Below are 23,828 nucleotides of genomic sequence, written 5' to 3'. Positions count from 1 at the left end.
CCCAGAAGCGCTGATCGGCCGTGACGCACGCCCATCTGCTGGTTGTGTCCGGTTTCGACACGACGCCTCGCTTCGGTCGGTGTCGGCTCAACCGGCGTGGGGTGGGTCGGTGCGCGGCGGGAGGTCGCGATCCTGCAGCGGGTCCGGGGTTCGCCGGGACGTCACTTCGCGAGCGCACGCCCGATCACGAGACGCTGGATCTGGTTGGTGCCCTCGAAGATCTGCGTGATCTTCGCCTCGCGCATGTAGCGCTCGACCGGGAAGTCGCGGGTGTAGCCGTAGCCGCCGAAGACCTGGACCGCATCGGTGGTGACCTTCATTGCGGCGTCGGTCGCGACGAGCTTCGCGGTGGCCGCCGCCCGCGAGTACTCCATTCCCGCATCACGACGACGCGCCGCGTCGAGGTAGGTGGCACGCGCCGAGTCGACGGCGGCGGCCATGTCGGCCAGCACGAACGACAAACCCTGATGGTCGATGATCTTGCGGCCGAACGCGGCTCGCTCCTGCGCGTAATCCACCGCCGCATCGAGAGCCGCCTGCGCCAGCCCGGTCGCCACGGCCGCGATGCCGAGCCGCCCGGAGTCCAACGCGGAGAACGCGATCTGCAGGCCCTGTCCCTCGGCACCGAGACGACGATCCTCGTCGATGAACGCGTTGTCGTACGACGCCCCGGTGGTCGGGACCGCGTGCAGACCCATCTTGTCCTCGGGCTTGCCGAAGGTCAGACCCTCGGTGTCGCGGGCGACGAAGAGGCAGGAGATGCCCTTCGATCCTTCGCCGGTCCGCGCGAAGACGTTGTAGACGTCGGCGATACCGCCGTGGGTGATCCATGCCTTGGAGCCGGTCACGGTGTAACCACCCTCGGTGGGGGTGGCGCGGCACGCGAGCGCCGCGGCGTCGGACCCGGCCTGCGGCTCACTCAGGCTGTAGGCGCCGATCAGCTTGCCGTTCAACAGATCCGGGAGCCAGCGCTGCTTCTGCTCCTCGGTACCGAAGTTGAACAGCGGATGGCACGCGAGGCCGTGGACGCTGACGGCCACCGCGACCGACGCCCAGCGCGCGCCGAGTTCTTCGAGCACCTGCAGGTAGACCTCGTACGGCTGACCGCCGCCGTCCCACTCGGTCGGGTACGGCAGGCCGAGGAGGCCGGCCTCACCCAGTTCGGCGAACAGCCCCTCCGGGTACTGCCGATCCTTCTCGTGCTGGTCGACGATCGGCTTCATCCGCTTGTCGGCGATGTCGCGGACCAGCGCGATCAGGTCGCGAGCCTCGTCATTGGGGAGCAGACGGTCGACCGGCATCGGTACCTCCATGTCAGGGAGCTCAGGTAATCAAACTAGTACTCAAGTCCTCTGCACAGTACTATTCCGGGAGCGGCAGGTACAGCCGACGCAGTCGGGAGGAGTCGTATGCCACGCGAGGGGTTCGCGACGCGGCGTCGTGCCGCCCTGTTCGACGCCCTGCTCGAGCTGATCCTGCGCGACGGTTTCGCCCACCTCTCGATCGCCGACATCGCCGCCGAGCTCAGGTGCTCCAAGTCGACGCTCTACACCCTCGCGGCGAGCAAGGAACAGCTGGTCACGGCCACCGTCACCCACTTCTTCCGCACCGCGACCGAGCAGGTCGAAGCGCGGGTCGCGGCGTCGAACAGCCCACGCGAGCGGGTCATCGCATACCTGGTCGCCGTCGGTGAGGCGCTGTCACCGGCGTCGGAGGCGTTCATGCGAGACCTCGACGCCTTCACCCCGACCCGCTCGCTCTACGAACTCAACACCGCCGCGGCCGCGACCCGGGTACAGAAGCTGATCGCCGACGGTGTCGCCGCGGGCGACTTCCGCAACATCGACGCCGCCTTCGCCGCCGACCTCGCCGCCTCGATGATGAGTCGCATCCAGCGCCGCGAGGTCTGGGCCGCCACCGGCCTCGACGACGCCGCCGCATACCGCCAGCTCGCGAGCATCCTCACCGCGGGGATCGACGCGGGCCGGCAATAGGTTTCGCTGACCGAAACCTACTGCTGGCTGCCAGATCCGAACGCGCGCTTACCCCATCGCTGCCTGAGGTGTGAGGAGCGTAAGCGACGAGCCTCGAAGGCCTGGTGAGTGGTTGTCGAAAACTCTGATGTCGCAATAGGTATCGCTGATCGATACGAATGGCTACATCTGGTGCGTTGGTGAGTCGCCAGCCCTTCGAGGCTCGTCGCTATCGCTCCTCGCACCTCAGGGAGCAGGAGTTGCGTGCGACATCGGTCCGGCTTCAGGATGTGGAGCTGGCGCGGCGTTCTAGATGCGTGACCCCGTCCTCAACCCACCAGCGCACGCGGATGTCTCGCTGGGAATCCGCAGAGCGCAACGAGATCCACAACTCGTCATGCAACCGCACCTGGCCACGCGGTACCTCGACCCCGCGTTCGGCACCGAAACGCACCGCCTCGGGGTGGGCCCAGGTCGCGGTGTCGCCGGGGTCGCGGACGGTCGCGGTGTACTCCTCGGAACCGAGCGGCAGGTCGAGCAGCGTCGCCAGGACCTCGGCGTCGGCGGGAGTGATCGTCGGTCCGGCGAGAACCGCCTCCAGGTCCGGCACGGCCTGGAGGAACCACGGCTGGTCGACGACGACCGCGCGTTCGGTGACGATGCCGGCGATCGTCCGAACCCGTTCGGGCACCTCGACATCCGCGGGATCGATGACGCCGCGACGGCACGCCGCGACCACGGCGGCGTGCACCATCACCGCGGCACCGGCGGAGATGTCCCGCTCCGGATCGCCGAGGCGGGTCAGCAGGAGGTCGGCATCGACGGCGGTGTCGGGTTCCAGGCGTGCGAGCGCACCGACCAGCGCGTCGGCGTGCGGATGGTCGAGGGGGTCGATGATCCCGGCGAGGATCTCGTCCGACGGTGCGCGGTACTCCCCCAGCAGCAACCCGTCGACCTCGGCGTGCCGACGCAACCACCAGGAGGTGTACCCGTCCCGGTCGGCGAGCAGCGGCGCGATGTCCTCGTCTGTCGCCATCATGGTCAGCGCCTCGGACCAGGACCGGTCGTCGATCAGGTCGAGATCGCGTACCGCGGTGAGCCTTTCGGGCGCGTCGGGCAGCGTGTCCCACCAGTCCTCCTCATCGGGGAGGTCGTGGTCGGGAGCGACCGGCAGCTCGTCGTCGACGGTGAGGAAACCCCACCCGACGCCAAGCCGTCGCAGTTCGCCTGCGCCACACTCGGAGACGACCTCGTCGTCGACGACGCCGAACGGATGATCGTCGACGAGGACCGAGAGGAGCGGACTGTCGGGAAGCAGGAGTTCATCGGCGGGACGGAGTTCGCCGTCCGTGTCGAGCAGCGGCAGGGTGGCCAGCCACGTCGGTACCGCCGCGTCCGGGTCGGCGCGCAGTACCGCACAGATCTCGGCGGCCAACCCGTCGTCACCGGCGCCCTCGGGGTCGATGTCCTCGATCAGCACCCGCAGCGCCGGGTCGGCCAGCGCATCGGTGACGGAAAGTTCCTGCACGCCCAGACGTTCCAGCAGCGAGTGGCGGGCGTCGGTGTGGACGGTGGGAATCCACCGCATCGGGGTCGCGATGCGATCGCTGACGAAAAGGCCGCGAACCCCGACCGACATCCGGCCGTCCGACCGCGGAAGCGGCAGCGCACCCAGTTCCTCGACCTCGCGTCCCGTGGACACGAGCGGCGCGAGCGCCTCGTACAGGTCGTGCCACCAGGACGGTTCATGCTGCAGACCGCCGAGTCGCTCGGCCAGCGCCGCCAGCCCCAACTCCTCGACCCCCAGCCGACCCATCGTCGGAAGGTGTTGCGCGAGAGAGATGTCGGGATGCACGAGGTCGGCGAAGTGTTCGGCGAGGATCTCGGCCAGGCGATCGGTGAGCCCGATGAGGACGACGGAACGCGAGGGCAACAACGCCTCGCCGTCGGCACCCGGCAACCACGCCGTGTCGCGGAGCTGCTCACGCACCGCCTCTATCAGCCTGACGTCGTCGCGATTCCGGGCGAGGTGCAGTTCCGGGACGAGTTGCAGTCGACGCACCGGGTCGAGGAGTAGCAGCAGGTCGACGTAACCGGCTGCGGCGTAACGGATCTCGGCCCGGGGGTGCAGGTGCCGACGGTCCGGGGTGAGCGCGAGGTCGGTGATACACCGACACGGCAGGCTCAGTTCGATGTCGGTGGGCGTGGGTGCGCGCAGGACATCGTGATCGGGTGTGCGACCGCCGTCGGCATCGACGAGCCAGCGTGTACCGCCACGCGTGACCTCCAGCCAGCGCTGCGTCGACGACGACCCGGCGCCGCTTACGGACACCGTGACGATCGCCGACGAGGCCTCGTCGTCGGCGACCCCTGGCCCGGCGGACCGCTCGGCCTCGATCTCCACACCGCCGACGGTGATCCGTTGCAGTGCAGCAAGTTCGACCACGAGATCGGGAGCCTGGGCCAGCATCGCCTCGATCAGCGGACCGGAGGGCTCACGCAGGCTCAGGACCACCTCGGTGTCGAAACCCTCGGTGTTTGAACCCGCCCCCGCCCCCGGCCTGACCTCCGACGGCCACACGAGCCGCAGGACCGGAACGGTGTCACCCGAAAGCCCGGCTTCCCGAACGGCTTCCACGGTCTGGGCACGGTCGAAGACGATCGATCCGGTGCGCGAACGGACCTCCACACGGTCCGCGACCGTTGCGGTGGCGGTGAATCCGACGCCGAACCGTCCGATCTGACCGCCGGTGGGTGTCTTCGCCGACACCCGCAGCGCGGCGAGCGACCGGACGCCTTCGACAGTCAGCGGCTCACCGGTGTTCGCGACATGCAGCTCGTCACCATCCACCCAGATCGAGAGCTCGCCGACGACCCCCGCCGCAGCCGCGGCGTCGGCGGCGTTGGCCGCCAGTTCGGTGAGCAGACGGTCGCGGTATCCGACCGTCACCAGATCAGCCTCGGCGGCGGCATCCTCGGCGAGGCGTGTCGGCGAGGCCACCCACCCGTCGAGCGTCGACGACCGCAGCGCGGCGGTGCCGAACGGATCGGCGCTCATGGGTGAGGGCGTGTCGCTCAGGAGTTCGCCGGTTCGGCGTCCCGGGTGATCGAGATGATCTCGAGGGCACCGTCGTCGTAGGCGTCGTACGCGGGTGAACCGTCACCCTTCGGAGCCTGGACGTCGGAGTGTGCGCCGCAGCCGTACTCGGCGGAGACCACCCGACCATCGGCCGCGTACTCGTTGGTGCAGGCACCGAACCCGGCGCGCAACGCGCCCGCGAGCGGCACGTAGAAACCACAGGTGCAGCACGAGAACGGGGCCGCCTGCGCCATCTCCGACGACGGACCGAAGTCGCCGTCGTACCAGCGCTGCGCGGCGTCGGCGCGGCCGTCGTAGCTCAGCAGCCGGCGGCGGCCGAGGCCGACCTCGCCGGCCACCTGGCCGATGTCGTCAGGGTCCTCGGACTCGGAGTCAAAGCGGAACTCGTCGCCGGTGTCGATCTGATTGGGCACCAGACGCGGGTCGTCGGGCTCGGCGGCCAGCAGATCGCCGGGCGCGAGATCGCCGGACGAGACGCGCTCGGCCCACGGCACCCACGGGGGCGCAAGGAGCGAACCGTCGCCCGGCAGCAGCACGACCTCACTGAGGGTGATCTCGTCGCTGCCCGGCGATCCGGCCAGCACGACACACCACTGCCACCCGCGATAGCCTGCGAGCTCGGCGTCGAAATAGTGTGCGGCAGCCCACTCGCCCTCGGCCACGCTGCGCCGATGTGCCCCGGGCTGCTGTCCGTCGTCGACCAGCGCGGCTCGTGCGATGTCGACGGCAGCCAGCAGTCGTCCGCCCTCACTTACGTCAGTCACGGTTCCAGTGTGCAATATCGCCGACGTGTGCCACACAACGACCCGCTTCAAGCGGCACCGGCACGATATGAGGAACAATCGTGTGCGTGATCCCACGGAGTTCCCGACACGACGATGGGCGCGGGGCCCCCAGGGGTCCGGCGAGCCAGCCTCAACCGCCGACCGATGATCGCGGCCGACGTGCCGCGCAGCACCCCGGGTCGGCGAACTACCCGGCCGACGAGACCCGCCAGATGAGGGCAGGCCGGCCGGCACCCGGCTGGGGACCGCCGCCCGGCCCGGGCCCCGGCCGCAACGCTTACCTGCCCCCGCCCACACACAATCCGCATCTACCGCCGCTCGACGATCGAGGTCAGCCGTTCCACGACGAGACGGCGACCCGCGCGATGCCCACCGAGCACGGGCCCCGAACGCCCGAGAAGCTCACCGTGATGCGCGTCGCCGCGATGCGCAGCCGCGAGCTGACGAGCAAGGGCATCGGCAAGATCCATCAGGCCGCGACCGCCGACGGTGCCGACCAGTCCGGCCTCACCGCGCTCACCCTCCCGGTGATCGCGAACTTCGCCGCCGACGCCGCGATGGCCGTCGCGCTGGCCAACACCCTGTTCTTCGCCGCCGCATCGGGTGAATCCAAGACCAACGTCGCGCTGTATCTGGCGCTGACGATCGCCCCGTTCGCGCTCATCGCTCCCCTGATCGGTCCGCTGCTCGACCGGCTCCAGCGCGGACGTCGCATCGCGATGGCCACGACCTTCGGCCTGCGCGTCGTGCTGGCCCTGCTGATCATGACCAACGTCCAGTGGAACGACGCCACCCAGCAACTCGAATACGACCCGTGGGTGCTCTATCCCTGCGCTCTGGGGTTGCTGGTCCTGTCGAAATCCTTCGGCGTGCTCAAATCGGCGGTCACCCCGCGCGTGGTGCCACCGACCATCGACCTGCCGCGCGTCAACTCCCGCCTGACCACGTTCGGACTGATCGGCGGCACCATCGTCGGCGGTGCGTTCGCCGCGCTCGTCGAGATGCTGCTCGGCAAATTGCTGCCGCTGCATCTGCCGGGAGCCATGGTGTGGCTGGCGATCGTCGCCGCGGCCGGGGCGTACCTGTGCATGCGCATCCCGTCGTGGGTCGAGTCGACCGAGGGCGAGATCCCCACGACCCTGACCTACCACGGTGAACCGGCCCGTTCGAGCACCCCCGAACACGAGCCGACCAGCGCTCGCGAGGGTGCGAAGATGCTGGCCGCCAAGATGCGTCAGCCGCTGGGCCGCACCGTCGTGGCCGGCCTCTGGGGCAACGGCACCATCCGGATCCTCACCGGCTTCCTGACGCTGTTCGTGGCGTTCTACGCCAAGTCCCAGCAGGGCGATGCGTCGGACTGGACGCAGTTGCTGCTGCTCGGCGCGGTCGGTGCCGCGGCGGGCGTGGGCAACATGATCGGCAACGGCGTCGGCACCAGGCTGGAACTGAAGAATCCGCCGAACATCATCGTGTGGTCGACCGCCGCCTGCTTCGTCGTCGCGGTCCTCGCGGCCGTCTTCGGCAACATCGCCGCGGCCGCTGTCGCCGCGCTCGTCGCCTCGGGCACCAGTGCAATCGGCAAGGTGTGCCTCGACTCATCGATCCAGGACGACCTGCCCGACGAGTCGCGCGCATCGGCGTTCGGCCGCTCGGAGACGGTTCTGCAGCTGTCGTGGGTGTTCGGCGCGTCGCTGGGTGTGCTGCTGCCCCCGACCCTGTGGATCGGGTTCACCGTCGTCTCGGTGCTACTGGGCCTCGGGCTGCTCCAGACGGTGCTGACGACCCGCGGTTCGTCGCTGGTGCCCGGTCTGGGTGGTCGACGCCCCGACCATGCCGCACCGACCGTCGCGTTCCGGGCGGCCGGCGCGGACGACGCCGCGCAGTCCCGCCGGACCAGCCCGGGATCGGCGCCGACCCGGCCGCACACCCAGCGGCCGTCCACCACGCGGATGCCGTCGACGGCACCCTTCCCGAACTCCGGTGACCGGCCCCACGGTGACCGCCAGGCCCCCGACCAGACAGGACATCGCAGACAGTGATCAGCAGTGGAGAGAAGAAGGCACTCGCGATCATCGCGATCGTGGTGGTCGCGTTCGTCGCGGTGGTCGGCACCTCGGTGTTCCTGTTGACTCGCAACTCCACGCACGACGACAAGCCCTACCTGCACATCGCCGTCGGGAAGAACCTCTACACCGTCGAACCGGTGCGCTGGTGCGACCTGATGCTCGACGAATGCGACCCGCCGCTCGGCACGTCGCAGCGCGAGGCGCCCCGGGTTCCGGTGGCGGTCGGCGACACGGTGATGCTGTCGGTCTCCGGTGACATCTCGCAGGGTCCGTGGAACCTGGCCGCCGTCTACTGGACGCCGAGGGGACTCGTCGAGGACGAGCAACCCCAGGCGTCGGGCGAGACCTACACGGTCACGTTGAAGACAGCACCGGAATACGTCCTGCTGGGGATCACCGTCTACCCGGCGTCGGCCAGGCTGACGCGGAACGACGAGATCATCCCGCGCGGCGTGCTGGCAGCAGAGACCGCACCGCAGGAGTTCCAGAAGTACCTCGGCTGAGGAACGGGCGGCTCGTCGAACTCAGTGCTCGAGTTCGCGGGCCACCGCGCGCACGACCTCGGAGATCCGCTGCGCGGTCTTGCGATCGGGGTAGCGCCCCTTGCGCAGGTCCGGCTGCACCTTGCCCTCGAGCAGGGTGATCAGATCTGCGACCATGCCGTGAAGTTCGTCGGGGGTGTGCCGCTTGACGTCCTTACGAGCGGCCTCGCGCACGTTCTTGGACACGCTCGGCGCGGGTTCGAGGACCTTGACGCTCAGCGCCTGCGGCCCGCGGCGACCGGCGGCCATGCCGAACTCCACGCGCTGCCCGGGTTTGAGGGCCTCCACCCCGTCGGGCAGGGCAGACGCACGGACATAGACGTCCTCGCCGTCCTCCTGCGCGAGGAAGCCGAAGCCCTTGTCCGCGTCGTACCACTTCACCTTGCCGGTCGGCACTGTGCTCACCCTCATCTGTACGTCGTGATCTCGTCAAAGATCTGCCTGTCACAACAAAAGACGCCGTGACCCATCTCTACAGCCCCCGGGAAGTCCGTAAGGGCCCAGACGGATGCAAGGCGCCTGCTGCCCCATGGTAGCCAACACCCCACCGCCGGTCACACCATTACCTCCGCGCACCCCGTTCCACCCATCACTCGGCGTCGTCTGCCGACGAGTGCACTACCGTGGATGGCATGCAGAAGACGACGTCCCCACGGTTGCTGCAGGTGGCCATGGTGATCTTCGCGATCGGACTCATCGCTCTCGTGGCGCTGTTCGTGACCCCGCTCCTCACCGACGGCGACACCGCCCCGACCTTCGTCTACCTGCTGACCATGTGCGCACCTCTGGGTTTTCTCCTCGGCCTGGTGTACGCACTCCGTGCCGGACGCCGAGCCAGGTGAGGACCGTGACAGCGACCATCGACACCACTCCAGACCTTGCCCCCGTCTCCGACGCCAAGGCCCTCCGGGAGGCGTTCAGCTGCTTCCCGAGCGGCGTCGTGGCGGTGTGTTGCCTACGGGGTGAGGGAGATTCGACCACGCTGATCGGAATGGCGGCGAGTTCCTTCACGACCGTCTCCCTCGACCCGCCGCTGGTGTCGGTGTGCGTCCAGAACACGTCGACGACGTGGCCGCAGATCCGTACCGCGCCGGCCATCGGGGTCAGTGTCTTCGCCGGCGACCAGACCGACGTCTGCAAGCAGCTCGCCGGTCCGGCGGAGCGCCGGTTCGACGGCATCACGCCGCTGAGCACCGACGCCGGGGCGGTGTTCGTCCCCGATGCGGCCGCCCACCTGTCGTGCAGCATCCACAACGAGATCCAGGCGGGCGACCACACCGTGGTGCTGCTGGAGATCAACACCCTGCGTGCCGATCCCGGTGTCGAGCCACTCGTGTTCCACGCCAGCACCTTCCGCGCTCTCGAAGCCCGCAAGGGTCCGAACGCCACGTGATCCGCAGGTCAGCATGAGCACGGTCGGCCTCGGGATTCCGATGCCACGGCCGCACTCGGCCGGGGCATCCGCCGACGCTCCCACGCAGGGCCCCCTGCGTGACACGTTCGGGCGGGTGGCGAAGGACCTTCGCGTCTCGGTGACCGACCGGTGCAACCTGCGCTGTACCTATTGCATGCCCGCCGAGGGCCTCGACTGGATGCCGACCGAGGCGGTGCTGAGCGCTGACGAGCTGATCCGGGTGCTGACCGTCGCGGTCCGCGACCTGGGGATCGAACGCATCCGGTTCACCGGCGGCGAGCCGCTGCTGCGGGGCGACCTCGAGCAGATCATCGGTGCCGTCTCCGCACTGCCGCAACGCCCGGAGATCGCGATGACCACCAACGGTCTCGGACTCTCCCGGCGGATCGACGGGCTCGTGGCGGCCGGCCTCAACCGCATCAACATCTCCCTCGACACCGTCGACCGGGAACGATTCGCCGAGATCACCCGACGCGACCGGCTCGACGACGTGCTGACGGGTCTGGCGGCCGCCAGACGCGCGGGACTCGACCCCGTCAAGGTCAACGCCGTGATCCCCGACCGCGCCGACCTCGACGCCGTACCGGATCTCCTCGCCTACTGCCTGGAGCACGGCTACGAGCTGCGCATCATCGAACAGATGCCACTCGACGCCGATCACGCCTGGCAGCGATCCCGGATGGTGACCGCCGACGAGATCCTGGCGACCCTGCGCACACGGTTCACCCTGCTGCCCGATCCGGCACCGCGCGGCAGCGCGCCGGCGGCCACGTGGCTCGTCGACGGCCATCGGACGTCCCGGGGCCCGGCAAAGGTCGGGGTGATCGCGTCGGTCACCCGCCCGTTCTGCGGCGACTGCGACCGCACCCGGCTGACCGCCGACGGCTCGCTGCGCAACTGCCTGTTCGCGTCCTCGGAAACAGATCTGCGCACCACCCTGCGAACCCTGCCCGACGACGAGGTCGACGCGGCCGTGGCGGCGCTGTGGCGCACCGACATGTGGCAGAAGGCGCCCGGGCACGAGGTGAACGCCGCCGGCTTCCAGCAGCCGTCGCGGCCCATGTCCGCCATCGGTGGATAGGCTCGGGTTCCGATGAACCTCACCGTCCGCTTCTTCGCCGCCGCGCGCGCCGCCGCCGGCACCGAGTCGCGGGTCGTCGACATCGACCCGGCGACCACCCTCGGAGACCTCGAGTCGACACTGTCCGCCGGCAACCCCGGATTGGCGACGGTTCTCGAGCGTTGCTCCTACCTCCGCGACGAGATCGCGCTCACTGACCGTTCACAGCCGCTCGGCATCTGCTCGACACTGGACGTCCTCCCGCCGTTTGCCGGTGGTTGATACCACTTCGGGCATGTGACCTTTGTCACATAACGGAGTGGTAACGAGCAGGCCACGGGAGCGCATCCGGCCCGATGAACTGGGATGACGCCGAAAGTGGGTCGGGAGACCAGGATCTGGCGCGAAAATCAGTTGCGAACTAGCAGGTGAATCACTCCATCGAACGACGTACTGTACGAAGCGACCTTCTCGAAGGTCACGGTAAGGAAACAGAACATACGTCCTGCCGGCCGCGCCGAGCCTCGCTCCGCCGGTGGGAACGACCGAACGAATCTAGGAGCGAGGACGGGGGACCCAACCTCATCCCCTGAGACCGGGCACCACACCAGGTGTCCTCGGGGTTAAGTCCCAGGCGCAGAACCGTGATTAACATTCACGGGGACGCACTGGGGCCGAGCAACCTCTCGCTCGAACCCGACAGCTGACTTCGTAGGCGCGTGGAGAGAGGAATCGATCTATGACCGGACGTCACCGCAAGCAGACGACCAGCTCGACCACCAAGACCATCACCAAGGTCGCCCTCACCGGCGCCGTCCTCGGTGGCGGAGCCGCCCTCATGGGCACCGGTACCGCGAACGCCGCGACCGACGCCGAATGGAACAAGGTCGCCCAGTGTGAGTCCGGCGGTAACTGGGCCATCAACACCGGCAACGGCTACCACGGCGGCCTGCAGTTCTCGCCGAGCACCTGGAGCGGCCACGGCGGCGGCGAGTTCGCCCCGACCGCCGAGCAGGCCACCCGCGAGGAGCAGATCGTCGTCGCCGAGCGCGTGCTCGCTTCGCAGGGCAAGGGCGCATGGCCCACCTGCGGCGTCGGCCTCTCGGGTCACACCCCGCGCACCGCGCCGAGCGATGTCCCGGCCCCGATCGTCAAGCAGCTCCAGGACGGCAACGGCAGCTTCAGCCTCGTCAAGGCCCCTGAGGCCAAGACCACCGACGACGTCGCCAACCAGGTCCTCACCGACTCCGGTGTGAGCCCCGAGGTCAAGAACCTCTGGAACGCCGCCAAGAGCAGCGGTGTCTCGCTGAGTCCCGAACAGATCAAGCTCTTCAACGACAACAAGCACCTGCTGCCCAACCCCTGATCTGCAGGTAGCCCGGACACCGATTCGGAGCAACGCAGAGGGCCACAGACAAAGGGCCCCGCACGATGAGCGATCCGTGCGGGGCCCTTTTCCAATTCTTCACGCTCCCTGAGGTGCGAAGAGCGATAGCGACGAGCCATCTCCTGCTCCCTGAGGTGCGAGGAGCGATAGCGACGAGCCTCGAAGGGCTAGGCCGAGTTGATCCACTCCTCGGTGCCGTCGTCGTAGTACTGGTGCTTCCAGACCGGCAGACGCGCCTTCACCTCGTCGACGAGCCGCGCGCACGTCTCGAATGCGGCGCGGCGATGGTCGGCGGCCACGGTCACCACGAAGGCGACATCCCCGATCTCGAGTTCTCCGACGCGGTGCGAGACCGCGACCGCGCGCACACCGTCGACCGACGAGACCTCCTCGACGACCTCGGTCAGCACCCTGGACGCCGTCGGATGGGCGGAATAGTCGAGAGCGGCGACGTTCCGGCCGCCGTCGTGGTCGCGGACCGCGCCCACGAAGCCGACGATCGCGCCGGCCTTCCCGTCGGCGGCGTCGGCGACCATCGCCTCGTGGTCGGCGAGCCCGATCGGCTCCTCCGACACCGCGGTGTGTACGACTACGGTCATTCGCGAATCCTGTCCTGTCGCGGGACGATCAGTGATCCCCGCCGCGGATCTGATCGAGTGCGTGGTGCACGACGTCCGTGAGGACGGTCAGGCCGTCCCGTACGCCCCCGGTCGAGCCGGGCAGGTTCACCACCAGTGTCGTCCCGGCGACGCCGGCGAGGCCGCGTGAGAGCACGGCGGTCGGGACCGTGGGCAGTCCGGCCGCACGGATGGCGTCGGCCAGGCCGGGGATCTCGACGTCGAGCAGCGGTCGCGTCTCCTCGGGGGTGCGGTCGGTGGGTGAGAGACCTGTTCCGCCGGTGGTGATCACGAGGTCGACGCCGGCGTACACGGCGGCACGGATCGCGGCGCCCACGGGCGGCCCGTCGGCCACCACATCGCGTTCGGCGACGCGGAAACCCTGCTCGACGAGCCAGCCCTCGATGATCGGACCGGTGCGGTCCGGGTAGATCCCGGTACTCGCGCGCGTCGACGCGACGACGATCTGCGCGACGCGTCGTCGTGCGGGGTCGGGCGGCGTGTTCTCAGCCATCGGCCGGGTCGTCCCGGTACCAGTCGCCGGATTTGCCGCCGGTCTTCTCGAGCAGGCGGATCCCGTCCATGCGCGCCCGCTTGTCCACGGCCTTGACCATGTCGTGCAGCGTCAACCCGGTGACGGCCACCGCGGTCAGTGCCTCCATCTCGACGCCCGTCTGGCCGGACGTGGCGACGGTCGCGGTCACGTCGATGGAGTCGGTGCCGATGGTGAAGTCGACCTCCACCGACGACAACGCCAGCTGATGGCAGAGCGGGATCAGCTCGTCGGTGCGTTTGGCCGCCATGATCCCGGCGATGCGCGCGGTCGCGAGAACATCGCCCTTGGGCAGCTTCGACTCACTGAGCAGACCGATCACCTCGGCCGTGGTGTGAAAGGTGCCGCTGGCGATCGCACGACGCTTCGTCGGGGCCTTGTGTCCCACGTCGACCATGCGCGCCGTCCCGGCGTCGTCGATGTGCGTCAGGCGACCGGCGTCGGCACCCTCACCCGAAAAGACCGACCCGCCGCCGTCATCTCCGGTGGTCGGCATCGGTATCAGCGGTTGACGACCGTCTTCGACTGCACGAAGGGCAGATCGTCGACCGGGAGCGGGAACTCGACTTCACCGAACGGGGACAGTGCACCCGAGATGTGCGTCGCGAGTTCGGAGACCGCATGGTCGGCGGCGTCACCGTTGTCATCCTGGGGCCAGCCGTTGTCGACGTAGCGCTTCTTGCCGGCCTTCTCACCACTGTTGTTTGCCACGGGAGCATTGTGCCACGCCATTCGAATGAAGAAGTGCCGTGTCCGGGGCATGGCGGCCGGAGCGGGGCTATCGTCGTCGCATCACCGGTCACGCCACCAGGAGGCGCTGATGGCCCACCACCCTGAACAGGTCGCCGGCTACCGGGTGATCAGCCGCCTGGGCACGGGCGGCATGGGGACCGTCTACCTGGTGGAGAACCCCCAACTGCGGCGGCGTGAGGCGCTCAAGGTCATCTCGATCGCCGAGACCGTCGACGAGGAGTTCGTCCGTCGGTTCAGCCGGGAGGCCCAGACCGCTGCTGCCCTCGACCACCCCAACATCGTCACCATCTATCACTACGGCGTCACCGACGACGACCCGTGGTTCACGATGACCTACCTCGACGGACAGGACCTGCGTCGTAGTTCGTTCCGGCCCGACGAGATCCTCACGGTCGTCGACCGCGTCGCCGACGCCCTCGATTACGCCCACGCGCACGGTGTCGTGCACCGCGACATCAAGCCGGGCAACATCCTCGTCACCAGGCGGGCGATGGACGGCGCCCTCGACCGGGTAGTCGTCCTCGACTTCGGGATCGCGAAACTCGCCACCGCCACCACGCTGACCGCACCGTCGTCGTTCGTCGGCACGCTGGTCTATGCGGCCCCGGAGATCCTCGACGGCAAGCCCGCGGGCCCGGCGTCGGATCAGTACGCGCTCGCCTGCACCGCCTACGAGCTGCTCTCCGGAACCACCCCGTTCGACGCCGACACCCAGACCCGGCACATCGTCGCGAAGCTGACGTCGCCGCCGGAACGGATCAGCCGGTATCGCCCCGACCTCGCCGCGCTCGACCCGGTCTTCGACCGTGCCCTGGCCCGCGGCCCGCTGGACCGCTACCCCACGTGCCGCGATTTCGCCGCGGACCTGCGTGCGGCGCTCGGCCGGTCGGGACCCGACGCCCGATCCGGCACCTCGGCGACTCACTTCGTCCCGCCACTGGCACCGGAGACCTTGCCGCCGCCCGCCCAGCAGCCGCGGTATCCGGGTCCGTCCCAGCAGAGTCCGCCCCAACAGAGTCCCCCGCTGTACGCGCAGAGCCCGTCCGGGCGGCAGCCTCCTTCCGAGACACAGCACCGGTCGTCGCCCGGCTTCACTCCCCCGCTCCCCGCGCACTCGGCCCCCACGCAGGCCGCGCCGCCGGGTCGTCGACGCCGATGGCCGTGGATCGCCGGTGCGGCTGCGATCGTCGCGGTGCTGGCGGCGGTCGCGGCCGTCGCACTGGTCACCCAAGGTGGTGATGACGACGGCGGCGCTGCGTCGGGCCCGCAGGCCGCCGAGGCGTCCGAGGTCCCGCTCAGCGCGGGCCTGGGCACCACCTGTTCGATCCGCGACGGCACCGCCTACTGCTGGGGCGACAACCAGGCCGGGCAGCTCGGCGACGGCACCACGACCAACCGCTGGAAACCCACGCGCGTCGCCGACCTGTCCGGCGTCACCTCCATCACCACCGGCGGTCCCGACAGCTGCGCGATCGCCGCCGGCGTCGCCTACTGCTGGGGCAACAACGACTACGGGCAGATCGGTGACGGCACCACGACCAGTCGGTGGAAGCCCACGCGGGTGGCCGATCTCACCGACGTCACCGCGATCTCGACCGCCAACTGGGCGACCTGCGCGATCTCCGCGGGACTCGCCTACTGTTGGGGCACCAACGATTTCGACCAATTGGGTGACGGTTCGACGGCCAACCAGTACCGCCCGGTGCGCGTCGCCGGACTCGAGGACGTGACCTCGATCAGTGTCGGCGTCAACTTCACGTGCGCGGTCGCGGGCGGCGACGCCTACTGCTGGGGCCTCAACGACAACGGTCAGGTCGGCGACGGCACCACCTACAACCAGTCGAAGCCCACCCGGGTGGCCGACCTCGACGCCGCGACGTCGGTGTCGGCCGGCGCCCAGGCCGCCTGCGCCATCGCCGGCGGCAGCGCATATTGCTGGGGCAACAACGCTTTCGGGCAGCTGGGCGACGGCACGAAGGAGTCGCGCACCACCGCGACGCAGGTGTCCGGCGTCGACGGCGTGACCGGCATCAGCACCGGAACGGGGCACACGACCTGTGCGATCGCCGGCGCCGCCGGCTACTGCTGGGGCGCCAACGCCTGGGGATCGGTCGGCTACGGCACCCTCACCGACCGTCCGAATCCCACCCGGCTCAACGGATTGTCCGATGTCACCGCGATCTCGGCGGGCGAACGAACGACGTGCGCCCTCGCGTCGTCGTATGTCTATTGCTGGGGTTTCAACGCGACCGGTCAGCTCGGCGTCGGCAACACCGACGACCGCCTGACACCCACTCAGGTCGCGTACTAGGCACGGTCGCGTACAGCCGGGGGTCATCCGGTTGAAGGGTGCCCCAGACGGAGGTGCCTTCGGTATCGTCCCAGCGTACGTCCGCCAGGAGTCCGAGTTCATCGTCAGAAAGAGGTGTCGCCGTGCCGTTGAGTCCGGGCACCCACATCGCCGGCTACCGCGTGATCTCCCAGCTCGGTGCCGGTGGCATGGGCGAGGTGTATCTCGTCGAGAACCTGCAACTCGAGCGGCGGGAGGCGTTGAAGGTCATCTCGACGGCGGTCAGTGCGCAGCCCGGGTTCAACCAGCGCTTCACCAACGAGGCACGTACCACCGCGAAGCTCGACCACCGCAGCATCATCACGATCCACCAGTACGGCATCGAGGACGGTTCGCCGTGGTTCTCGATGAGCTACGTGGAGGGGAAGGACCTCACCGAGGAGCGGTTGAAGCCGGCCGAGGTCTCGACGGTCGTCACCCAGGTCGCCGACGCCCTCGACTACGCCCACCGGCACCAGGTGGTGCACCGGGACATCAAGCCCGCCAACATCCTCGTGACCCGCGACCCCGCGACCGGCCAGATCGATCGTGCACTCGTGCTCGACTTCGGTATCGCCAAGCTCGCCGGCTCGGCCAACCTCACCGGCACCCACTCGTTCATCGGGACCGTCGCGTTCTCGGCACCGGAAACCCTCGAAGGTGCCGACGCCACAGCACGTTCCGACCAGTACTCGCTGGCCTGCACCGCCTACGCCCTCCTCGCCGGGCAGCCGCCGTTCGTCGGCCAGTCCTCGCCGTCGGTGATGCTCGGCCACATCCAGCGCCCGGTCCCCCACATCGGCCAGCTACGCGGCGACCTCGCACAGCTCGACCCGGTCTTCCAGCGTGCACTCGCCAAGGACCCGGCGGCCCGGTATCCCGACTGCCGCAGCTTCGCCGCCGCACTGACATCGGCGATCGAAGCACCTGCGGCGCAGGGCAATACGATCGCGGCCGCAGCGGTTCCCCCGCCGACCCTCGTCGGCGGCAGCACCGGCGCACCGTCGGCACCGCAGCAACCGTACGGCCAGACCTACGGCCAGTACACCCCGCCGCCGCAGCCGACGATGACCGGACCGTCGGGTCCACAGCCGTTGATGAACCATCCCTCCGGTCCCGGCATGGCCGGCCCGAACATCTCCGGGTCGAATATGTCTGGGCCGAATATGTCTGGGCCGAACATGTCTGGGCCGCAGCCGCTTTACGGCACGCAGCCGCCGGCCGCCGCGCAGGCGGGATACCCGGGCGCACCAGCCACCCCGCCGAAGAAGAAGCGCACCGGCTTGATCATCGCCGGCGTCCTCGGCGCCGTGCTGGTGGTTGTCATCGGTGCGATCGCCGGCCTGGTCCTCCTCGGCAGCACCGTCGACGACCCGGAGAAGGCCACCGTGGCACAACCGTTGGTGAGCACCAACTTCGGCACCAGCTGCGCGATCGTCAACGGCGCCGTGAACTGCTGGGGCGACAACACCACCGGACAGCTCGGCGACGGGACGACCACTCCGCACAGTCGGCCGGCCACGGTCGGCGGGGTCACCGACGCGACATCGGTCTCCGTCGGCGGCTACCTCACCGGCGACAACAAGTACGTGGGCACGGCCTGTGCGGTCGCCGCCGGCGCGGCGTGGTGCTGGGGCAACAACCACTACGGCGAGGTCGGCAACGACTCCGACGGCAACACGGTCGACGCCGCGACGAAGATCGGCACGATCTCCGACGTCAAGGCGGTCAGCACCGGCTGGGGCACCAGCTGCGCGGTCGCGGGCACCGACGCCTACTGCTGGGGCAACAACGAGTACGGCCAGCTGGGCACCGGCGGCACCGACCCCGTCTCGGTCCCCACCAAGGTCCCCGGCCTCGGCGTCGTCACCGACATCACCACCGCCTACGGCACCACCTGTGCCGTGTCCGACGGGTCGGCGTTCTGCTGGGGCAACAACGACAACGGGCAGATCGGCGACGGCAGCACCACCGAGCGGTCGGCGCCGGTGAAGATCGGCGGCCTGAGCGACGTCGCCGACATCACCCTCGGCGGCTACCACGAGTCCGATCCCGACGACGACAACGACCCGAGCACCAACACCAGCACCTACTACCAGACGGCGTGTGCGATCGCCGGCGGCGGAGATGCGTACTGCTGGGGCGCGAACGCCTACGGACAGATCGGCAACGGCACCGCCGAACCGCGGAACACACCGACCAAGGTGAACGGCATCTCCAAGGCGTCGGCCATCTCCACCGACTGGGGAACCACCTGCGCGGTCGCCGACAAGAAGGCGTACTGCTGGGGCGACGACGACCGCAGCCAGCTCGGCTCCGGCGGAGGCTCGGTGAAGATCCCCCGCGAGGTCAGCAGTCTGACGGATGTCACCTCGATCTCGACCGGCAACGGTACGTCGTGCGCGATGGCTTCCGGTTCGGTCTGGTGCTGGGGCTTCAACAACGACGGGCAGATCGGTGACGGCTCGAGCGGCGAATCGGCCAATCGCACGACGCCGACGAAGCTGACGATCTGAGGCGGAGCGCCTGGTCTACGACTCCCGCGCGCCGATGAGCGCCTCGGAGATGATCCCGGCCGCCGCTCGAAGGGCCCCGACCGCGCGGGCGCGCAGGTCCTCGTCGAATCGGGCGACCGGCCCGGAGATGCCGACCGCCATGGGTGTCGGGGCACCGGGCACCGCGACGGCGATGCCGCAGACCCCGACCTCGTACTCCTGTTCGTCGGTGGCGACGCCCTCCGCCCGCACCTGCTCGACAGCGGCGAACACGCCGGACAACGACGTGATGCTCCGCTCGGTGGCGGCGGTGAGACCGGCCTGGGTGACGTGTTTCAGGATTCGTGCGTCGTCGAGTTCGGCGAGGACCGCCTTGCCGACGGCGGTGTTGTGCATCGTCACCCGACGCCCGACCTCGTTGTTGGTGCGCATGCTGTGCGGTGACGGGACCTGGGCGACGTAGATGACCATGTCGCCGTCGAGTACGGCGAGGCTCGCGGTCTCGCTCAGCTCGGCGACCAGGGACGTGAGCACGGGTGCGGCCACTGCCCCGAGCTGGCGGTTGGCCACCTCACCGAGTCGGATGAGCCGGGGACCCAGAGCATACGAGCGATTGGGCAGTTGCCGGACGTATCCGATGCCGACGAGGGTCCGCAGCAGCCGGTGGATGGTCGGCGGCGGCAGCGGCGACTCTGCCGACAGATGGCTCAGGGAACACTCGCCGCCGGCGCGTCCGATGAGTTCGAGCAGCTCGAACGCGCGCTCGACCGACTGGACACCGCCCGAGTTCCCCGCCATCGCCACCTCCGTAGTCCGGCGCAACTTTACGTTCCATCATGTGAAACCACAATCAGAGTCCACGCGAACATGAAGCTGCCGACGTGGAGATATTCAGCTAAACTCCACTCTGCGGAATTACTTTTCCATCGAATCGACGAAGGGTCTTCATGAGCGTGCAGTCCGGTCGCCTCGGTGCGGCCTTTCTCGCCCAGGTCGAGGCAGCCCTCGCCCCCGCGGACGCTCTGCTGTCCGACCGGTATCCGGGCGAGGACGGAAGCCGTCAGCCGGTCCACACGGTTTACGTCCCTGCCGACCGCTTCTCAGCGGACCTCTCGCAGGAGTGGGGACGTGCGGCACTGAACACCGCCGCAGATCACGGCGGACTCGCGGCGATCGCCCGCGCGACCGACGCCGGGACCGACTCGGCCGCAACCGAACTCGCGGACCTCGTGGAGAACAAGCTGCGTACCGAGCCGATCGAGGATCTGCGCATCGACTTCGAGGACGGCTACGGCGTCCGCTCCGATGACGAGGAGGACGAGGCCGTGGCGGCTGCCGTCGCGGCAGTCCGCGACGCCGGCGCCACCTCCCCGCCGTTCATCGGCATCCGTTTCAAGTGCTTCGAGGCCGACGTCCGGGCCCGCGGACTGCGCACCCTCGACCTGTTCGTCTCCGGCTTGGCAGAGACGGGCGACCTACCCGCCGGGTTGACGCTGACCCTGCCGAAAGTCACCTCGGTCGACCAGGTGGCCGCGATGGTGACCGTCGCCCACGAGCTCGAACGGGTCCACGGGCTCCCCCACGGACGCATCGGGTTCGAGATCCAGGTGGAGACCCCGCAGGCGGTCATGGGGGTCGACGGCACGGCCGCCGTCGCCAAGATGATCCACGCCGGCAATGGTCGGGTGACTTCGCTGCACTACGGGACCTACGACTATTCGGCGTCCCTCGGTATCGCCGCCGCCTATCAGTCGATGGAACATCCGGCGGCCGACCACGCGAAGGCCGTCATGCAGCTCGCCGCGGCCGGCACCGGTGTGCGCCTGTCGGACGGATCGACGAACATCCTCCCGGTCGGCGACCGCGAGACCGTCGAGGCCGGCTGGGCGTTGCACTCACGTCTGGTCCGCCGTCACCTCGAGCGCGGTATCTACCAGGGCTGGGATCTCCATCCGGCCCAGCTGGTCACCAGGTTCCTGGCGACGTATGCCTTCTACCGCGACGGATTCGATTCCGCCGCAACGCGGTTACGCAACTACGCGCACCAGATCTCCTCGTCGGTGCTCGACGAACCGGCGACGGCTCGCGCGCTCGCCGGCTTCATCCGGCGCGGCGAGGTGTGCGGTGCGTTGACCGTCGACGAGGTCGAGTCCGCGACCGACCTGCCCATCTCGAAGGTTCGCGACCTCGCCCTGCACCGACCACCGGTCTCGGGTGCCTGAACCGAACCCCAAGCCCACCATGACCATTTCCGACTCGAAGGATTTCTCGATGACCGCGTCGCCGTACTACACACCCGCCGGCGGACTTCCGCCGCAGACCGATCTGCTCTCCGACCGCGCGGTGGTCACCGAGGCCTACACGGTGATCCCGCGTGGCGTGCTCCGCGACATCGTCACGTCGGTCTTCCCCGAGTGGACCGACACCCGCGCCTGGGTGATCAACAGCCCGGTTCCCGGTGGCGCGCAGACCTTCTCCCAGGCGATTGTCGAGGTCGCCCCCGGTGGCGGATCGCCGGCGCCGGAACCACAGCCGGAGGTCGAGGGATTTCTCTTCGTCACCGCCGGCGCGCTGACCGTCACGGTCGCGGGTGAGGAGCACGTACTGACCGAGGGCGGTTTCGGCTTCCTGCCGGCGGGCACCGAGTGGTCGGCGCACAACGCCGGCGACGCCCCCACGTCCTTCCACTGGATCCGCAAGCGCTACCAGCCGATTGCGGGTCACACGCCGGCGCCGAAGTTCGGCAACGAACGCGACATCGAGCCCTCCCCCATGCCCGACACCGACGCGTGGAGCACCACGCGGATGCTGGATCCACAGGATCTCGCGTACGACATGCACGTCAACGTCGTCACCTTCAAGCCGGGCGGGTCGATCCCGTTCGCCGAGACCCACGTGATGGAGCACGGGCTGTACGTCCTGGAGGGCAAGGCCGTCTACCGCCTCAACGAGGACTGGGTCGAGGTGCAGGCCGGGGACTACATGTCGCTGCGCGCCTTCTGCCCGCAGGCCTGCTACGCCGGTGGACCGTCGAATTTCCGGTACCTGCTCTACAAGGACGTGAATCGGCAGATCGTGCTCTGACACAGGCACTCCGGCGAGACGTGTTCCATACACTCTCGATCATGACCCGAACCGACATCCACGTCCCTTCCGGTGAAGGCTTCTGCGCGGCATGGCTCTATCAGCCGACCCCGCCCCGGCAGGAGGGCACATCACGGCCGGTCATCGTGATGGCTCACGGGCTGGGCGGCGTCAAGGAGATGCGCCTCGACGCCTTCGCCGACCGCTTCACCGCGATGGACTACGCATGCCTGGTCTTCGACTACCGCCATTTCGGTGGGAGTTCGGGCGAGCCACGCCAACTGCTCGACATCAACGAGCAACTGCAGGACTGGGAATCGGCCGTCGCGTACGCGCGCACCCTCGACGGCGTCGACCCCGACCGAGTCGTGTTGTGGGGAACATCCTTCGCCGGCGGCCACGTGATCATCACCGCCGCTCGCGACACTCGTGTCGCCGCCGTGATCGCGCAATGCCCGTTCACCGACGGCATCGCCTCTGCGTGGGCGATCCCGACACTGAGCTCGATCAAGATCACCGGCCGCGCTCTACGCGATGCCATCGGGGCCAGGTTCGGCCGGCCTCCGGTCATGATCCCGACCTACGGTCCGCCCGGATCGACGTCGCTGATGTCCACCCCGGACAGCATCGCCGGCATCACCGCGCTCATCCCGGAGGGCAGCGACATTCCCGAGGAGGTGGCCGCACGGTTCGGTCTCGACATCGTGCGCCACTTCCCGGGCCGGCAGGCACGCAACGTGACCTGCCCGATCTTCTTCGCCATCTGCGAGCGCGACAGCGTGGCGCCACCTCGACCGACCCTGAGGTACGCAGCCCAGGCGCCACGCAGCGAGATCAAGCTCTACGACGCCGGCCACTTCGACATCTACGTCGGCGACGACTTCGAGCGCAACGTCTCCGACCAGCTCGATTTCCTCAGCCGACACGTCCCCGTGAACCCGGGATGACTGCGGTGGCGCATTTGGGTGCACGCCTGGAGCACCACGTCAACGTCGCGCGTTCTGCCCGAAGGCCGGCTACGCCGAGGCCGCACGACGTCGCCGGCCGATGAGAAGTCCGCTGTTGGTCGGTCAGTCCCGGTGAGTACCCGGAGACGACGAGAGGGAGCGCATGTCCACCGACAACCCCAAGGCGCGATCGATATCGGCAGCTGCCGATCACGTGGTCGCCATGACTGCCACGATCGCCGATACGGAACTGGCCCGTCCGACCCCGTGTCGCGACCTGAACCTCGCCGCCCTGCTGACCCATGTTGACGGCCTGTCGCAGGCGTTCTCGGCTGCGGCACGCAAAGAGTTCGGCCCGCTGACGTCGACGCCGCCAGACCCGACGCAGAACCAGCAGACCCAACTGCCGTCGGAGTGGCGGGACGATATGCAACGTCACGTGCACGACCTCGCGGATTCGTGGGACGATGATGCCGCCTGGGAGGGGATGACCCAGGCCGGCGGTGTCGAGTTGCCCGCCGAGATCATGGGGATGGTGGCACTATCGGAACTGGTGCTACACGGCTGGGATATCGCGCGCGCCGCGGGCATCTCGTTCGATGTGCCCGATGAGATCCTTTAGGTCGTCTTCGACTTCCACTTCCCACCGCAACCGCAGGACGAGCGCGACGGCATGTTCGGACCGGTGGTCGAGGTGCCCGACGATGCACCCCTCGCCGACCG

23 protein-coding genes and 1 riboswitch are annotated in these 23,828 nt (G+C 68.8%); of the genes, 14 read left to right on the top strand and 9 right to left on the bottom strand.

Annotated features, from left to right (window positions below; genetic code table 11):
- Positions 1–161: 161 nt before the first annotated feature.
- A complete protein-coding gene (locus tag GAA2_RS05855; RefSeq protein WP_096274911.1) occupies positions 162–1,301 on the bottom strand; it encodes an acyl-CoA dehydrogenase family protein in 1,140 nt (379 codons plus the stop codon).
- Between the two features lie 108 nt (positions 1,302–1,409).
- Between GAA2_RS05855 and GAA2_RS05850 the strand changes: the two genes are divergently transcribed.
- A complete protein-coding gene (locus GAA2_RS05850; protein ID WP_096273347.1) occupies positions 1,410–1,994 on the top strand; it encodes a TetR/AcrR family transcriptional regulator in 585 nt (194 codons plus the stop codon).
- A 262-nt stretch (positions 1,995–2,256) separates the two neighbouring features.
- Here the strand turns inward: GAA2_RS05850 and GAA2_RS05845 are convergent, their stop codons facing one another.
- Complete coding sequence (locus GAA2_RS05845; protein WP_191834805.1) at positions 2,257–5,031, bottom strand: sacsin N-terminal ATP-binding-like domain-containing protein; 2,775 nt, start codon at positions 5,029–5,031, stop codon at positions 2,257–2,259.
- Positions 5,032–5,048: 17 nt separating this feature from the next.
- A complete protein-coding gene (locus tag GAA2_RS05840) occupies positions 5,049–5,837 on the bottom strand; it encodes a DUF3027 domain-containing protein (protein WP_096273343.1) in 789 nt (262 codons plus the stop codon).
- Between the two features lie 233 nt (positions 5,838–6,070).
- On the opposite strand from GAA2_RS05840, the gene GAA2_RS05835 reads away from it, so the two are divergent.
- The gene (locus GAA2_RS05835; RefSeq protein WP_232513074.1) at positions 6,071–7,897 is read left to right on the top strand and encodes an MFS transporter; all 1,827 of its coding nucleotides are present in this window, start codon (positions 6,071–6,073) and stop codon (positions 7,895–7,897) included.
- The gene (locus tag GAA2_RS05830; protein ID WP_024499893.1) at positions 7,894–8,427 is read left to right on the top strand and encodes a DUF2771 family protein; all 534 of its coding nucleotides are present in this window, start codon (positions 7,894–7,896) and stop codon (positions 8,425–8,427) included. The genes GAA2_RS05835 and GAA2_RS05830 overlap by 4 nt, the downstream gene beginning before the upstream one ends.
- A 21-nt stretch (positions 8,428–8,448) precedes the next feature.
- Here GAA2_RS05830 and GAA2_RS05825 read toward each other — a convergent pair whose 3' ends face one another.
- Positions 8,449–8,862, bottom strand: coding sequence for a cold-shock protein (locus GAA2_RS05825; RefSeq protein ID WP_006438218.1), 414 nt, complete (start codon positions 8,860–8,862; stop codon positions 8,449–8,451).
- Between the two features lie 236 nt (positions 8,863–9,098).
- Here GAA2_RS05825 and GAA2_RS05820 point away from each other — a divergent pair, with 236 nt between their 5' ends.
- The 5 genes from GAA2_RS05820 to GAA2_RS05800 all read left to right on the top strand — a co-directional run bounded on the left by GAA2_RS05820 (position 9,099) and on the right by GAA2_RS05800 (position 12,306).
- Positions 9,099–9,308 carry a hypothetical protein gene (locus tag GAA2_RS05820; protein ID WP_024499892.1) on the top strand — a complete coding sequence of 70 codons (210 nt, stop codon included), beginning with the start codon at positions 9,099–9,101 and terminating at the stop codon, positions 9,306–9,308.
- Between the two features lie 5 nt (positions 9,309–9,313).
- Positions 9,314–9,859, top strand: coding sequence for a flavin reductase family protein (locus GAA2_RS05815; RefSeq protein WP_006438215.1), 546 nt, complete (start codon positions 9,314–9,316; stop codon positions 9,857–9,859).
- A 13-nt stretch (positions 9,860–9,872) separates the two neighbouring features.
- Positions 9,873–10,961, top strand: coding sequence for a GTP 3',8-cyclase MoaA (moaA, locus tag GAA2_RS05810; RefSeq protein WP_024499891.1), 1,089 nt, complete (start codon positions 9,873–9,875; stop codon positions 10,959–10,961).
- Between the two features lie 12 nt (positions 10,962–10,973).
- Complete coding sequence (locus GAA2_RS05805; protein ID WP_024499890.1) at positions 10,974–11,222, top strand: MoaD/ThiS family protein; 249 nt, start codon at positions 10,974–10,976, stop codon at positions 11,220–11,222.
- Positions 11,223–11,473: 251 nt separating this feature from the next.
- A riboswitch (cyclic di-AMP (ydaO/yuaA leader) is annotated at positions 11,474–11,674 on the top strand.
- Positions 11,675–11,679: 5 nt separating this feature from the next.
- Complete coding sequence (locus tag GAA2_RS05800) at positions 11,680–12,306, top strand: transglycosylase family protein (RefSeq protein WP_191834804.1); 627 nt, start codon at positions 11,680–11,682, stop codon at positions 12,304–12,306.
- 188 nt (positions 12,307–12,494) lie between these two features.
- Here GAA2_RS05800 and GAA2_RS05795 read toward each other — a convergent pair whose 3' ends face one another.
- The 4 genes from GAA2_RS05795 to GAA2_RS05780 are packed head-to-tail and all read right to left on the bottom strand — an operon-like array spanning position 12,495 to position 14,229.
- Positions 12,495–12,926, bottom strand: a complete 432-nt coding sequence (locus tag GAA2_RS05795) for a molybdenum cofactor biosynthesis protein MoaE (RefSeq protein WP_006438211.1) — start codon at positions 12,924–12,926, stop codon at positions 12,495–12,497.
- Between the two features lie 28 nt (positions 12,927–12,954).
- Positions 12,955–13,458: a molybdenum cofactor biosynthesis protein B gene (locus GAA2_RS05790; protein WP_024499888.1), complete on the bottom strand. Its 504-nt coding sequence runs from the start codon at positions 13,456–13,458 to the stop codon at positions 12,955–12,957.
- Entirely contained in the window at positions 13,451–13,993 is a 543-nt protein-coding gene (gene moaC, locus GAA2_RS05785; RefSeq protein WP_096273337.1) for a cyclic pyranopterin monophosphate synthase MoaC, read from the bottom strand. Before moaC ends, GAA2_RS05790 begins: the two co-directional genes overlap by 8 nt.
- Positions 13,994–13,998: 5 nt before the next feature.
- Entirely contained in the window at positions 13,999–14,229 is a 231-nt protein-coding gene (locus GAA2_RS05780; RefSeq protein ID WP_006438208.1) for a hypothetical protein, read from the bottom strand.
- 88 nt (positions 14,230–14,317) lie between these two features.
- Here GAA2_RS05780 and GAA2_RS05775 point away from each other — a divergent pair, with 88 nt between their 5' ends.
- The gene (locus tag GAA2_RS05775; protein WP_006438207.1) at positions 14,318–16,561 is read left to right on the top strand and encodes a protein kinase domain-containing protein; all 2,244 of its coding nucleotides are present in this window, start codon (positions 14,318–14,320) and stop codon (positions 16,559–16,561) included.
- A gap of 122 nt (positions 16,562–16,683) precedes the next feature.
- Positions 16,684–19,095: a protein kinase domain-containing protein gene (locus GAA2_RS05770; protein WP_006438206.1), complete on the top strand. Its 2,412-nt coding sequence runs from the start codon at positions 16,684–16,686 to the stop codon at positions 19,093–19,095.
- Positions 19,096–19,110: 15 nt separating this feature from the next.
- Here GAA2_RS05770 and GAA2_RS05765 read toward each other — a convergent pair whose 3' ends face one another.
- Positions 19,111–19,872, bottom strand: coding sequence for an IclR family transcriptional regulator (locus tag GAA2_RS05765; protein WP_006438205.1), 762 nt, complete (start codon positions 19,870–19,872; stop codon positions 19,111–19,113).
- Positions 19,873–20,021: 149 nt separating this feature from the next.
- On the opposite strand from GAA2_RS05765, the gene GAA2_RS05760 reads away from it, so the two are divergent.
- The 4 genes from GAA2_RS05760 (at position 20,022) to GAA2_RS05745 (ending at position 23,727) form a co-directional block, all read left to right on the top strand.
- The gene (locus GAA2_RS05760; protein ID WP_006438204.1) at positions 20,022–21,296 is read left to right on the top strand and encodes a DUF6986 family protein; all 1,275 of its coding nucleotides are present in this window, start codon (positions 20,022–20,024) and stop codon (positions 21,294–21,296) included.
- A gap of 49 nt (positions 21,297–21,345) precedes the next feature.
- Positions 21,346–22,158, top strand: a complete 813-nt coding sequence (locus GAA2_RS05755; protein ID WP_006438203.1) for a bifunctional allantoicase/(S)-ureidoglycine aminohydrolase — start codon at positions 21,346–21,348, stop codon at positions 22,156–22,158.
- A 41-nt stretch (positions 22,159–22,199) separates the two neighbouring features.
- Positions 22,200–23,105: an alpha/beta hydrolase gene (locus GAA2_RS05750; protein WP_081598273.1), complete on the top strand. Its 906-nt coding sequence runs from the start codon at positions 22,200–22,202 to the stop codon at positions 23,103–23,105.
- A gap of 163 nt (positions 23,106–23,268) precedes the next feature.
- Entirely contained in the window at positions 23,269–23,727 is a 459-nt protein-coding gene (locus tag GAA2_RS05745; protein WP_006438201.1) for a TIGR03086 family metal-binding protein, read from the top strand.
- The last annotated feature ends 101 nt before the right edge of the window (positions 23,728–23,828 follow it).

Source organism: Gordonia ajococcus (assembly GCF_012974285.1).
In the GTDB taxonomy this organism is placed as follows: Bacteria; Actinomycetota; Actinomycetes; order Mycobacteriales; family Mycobacteriaceae; genus Gordonia; species Gordonia amicalis.
This window is presented reverse-complemented; position numbering and strand designations above follow the sequence as displayed.